The organism is Photobacterium sp. BZF1 (assembly GCF_014349205.1).
Classification (GTDB): domain Bacteria; phylum Pseudomonadota; class Gammaproteobacteria; order Enterobacterales; family Vibrionaceae; genus Photobacterium.
Genome location: NZ_JACSOF010000292.1, coordinates 1 through 1746 on the forward strand (window position 1 = coordinate 1; position 1746 = coordinate 1746).

Sequence of the window (1746 nt, forward strand, 5' to 3'; positions counted from 1 at the left end):
GAACTTAGTAATAAAAATATCAACGAGCACTAAACCTGTGCTTTATGCAAATACATACAGGAAATAAAAAATGAATAAAAAGCTAATTGCGCTAGCAGTAGCAGCGGTGGCAGCATCATCTTCAGTACACGCAGTTGAAGTATATAATGATGGAACAAATACTTTTTCGGTAGGTGGTCGCCTAGCGATAAGCGCAAAGTTTGCTGATGGGGACTCGAGCCTAAATAACCAGTCTTCACGTATTAACTTTGGCTTTACCCACGCCCTAGAGAATGGTTGGGATATCGGCACTCGTGCTGAGTGGGCCTATAACGCATTAGCTAACAGCAACGATGGTAGCAATATTAGCAACCGTCTAGGTTTCATTTCGGCAGACCATGAAGATTTCGGTAACTTCACACTGGGTAAAGCTTGGTCTGTACGTTACGACGTAACTGGTAAAACTGACCGTTTCTGGATCAACGGTGGTGACACAGCAGGTAACTACGATGGCATCTCTGGTGACGGTGGTGTTCATGGTTCTGGTCGTGCGGATGATGTTATCCAGTACCGCAATAACTTCTATGGCCTACAAGTGGGTCTTCAGTACCAATTCCAAGACTCAAACCTACAACGTGATACAGCAGGTAATGTAATCGGCGGTTACGATCGTGATTACGGTTACCAGGCAATGGCTGGCTACGAGTTTGACCTTGGTGCAGGCATCCTTAGCCTAAGCGGTGCGTACGGCGAAACTAAGTTCGACGATCGCGAAGATGCTCGTGTTGCCAACGCTGTAATCTCTTATGAGACAAGCGCTATCTATGTTGCAGCAAACTATGGTGAGTTCCGTAACCACCAAAGTGAAAAGACCAATGCCGCATTCAGCAAGTCTGATTTCACCAGCAGCAGCGTTACCAGCAACGGTATGATCAAGTCAGCGACGGGCTACGAGCTATTTGCTTCTTATACGTTCGACCAATTCCAACTGTTGGGTGGCTACAACCTGCTTGAAGACGATAACTCAAGCGCTAAATATGCCTATTCAACAATTGGTGCCGCTTACTTTGTCGGCCCAATGATTTTCGCAACTGAGTACAAGATAGATACAAGCAGCAAAACAAACACCGGTGCTGATGCCGATCTAGACAATGTGTTTGCTATTCTTGCCCGCTACAACTTCTAAGCATTTGCCCCTGCGGCACATAACATGAGTAAAGGCTGCAATGCCTTTACTCGTTCATTGTCTTTTTGGTCAAATGATTTGATCTTTTTGGGGCACGATAGACGTGCCCCTTTTTTAAATTGCCCTTCCGTAAGGTCGAAATTGATTCATATCCCCCACCTTTTCAAAGCAACATATAGCCCCACCCAATAGCAAAAAATTCTAAAACTCAAAAGCTGGAAAAATAACTTTTTGCGATGGCACTACCGTTAACATCCTTGCGCCAAGGCAGTGAAATGTCGCCTGTAAAAAACGTAAAAACACAAAAAACCAAACCTTTAAAAACAAACACTTACCTATAAATTTTTCTTTAAAACCTGCCTATTAAGAACATTTCACTATTACTACGGAACTTAGTATTCAAAAATGAAAACAAGCACTTACAAGGTGCGACACACCATTAAAATATTAGGATCTAAGAAATGAATAAAAAGGTAATTGCCCTAGCAGTGGCAGCAGCGGCAGCATCATCGTCTGTACATGCATTGGAAGTTTATAACGATGGCACTAACACTTTCTCTGTTGGTGGCCGTTTGGCAGCA

At 43.5% G+C, this 1746-nt stretch carries 1 protein-coding gene; it reads left to right on the forward strand.

The annotated features are described in order from the left end of the window. Positions 1 to 70 precede the first annotated feature (70 nt). Positions 71 to 1165 carry a porin gene (locus BIZ37_RS30040; protein WP_187464660.1) on the forward strand — a complete coding sequence of 365 codons (1095 nt, stop codon included), beginning with the start codon at positions 71 to 73 and terminating at the stop codon, positions 1163 to 1165. The last annotated feature ends 581 nt before the right edge of the window (positions 1166 to 1746 follow it).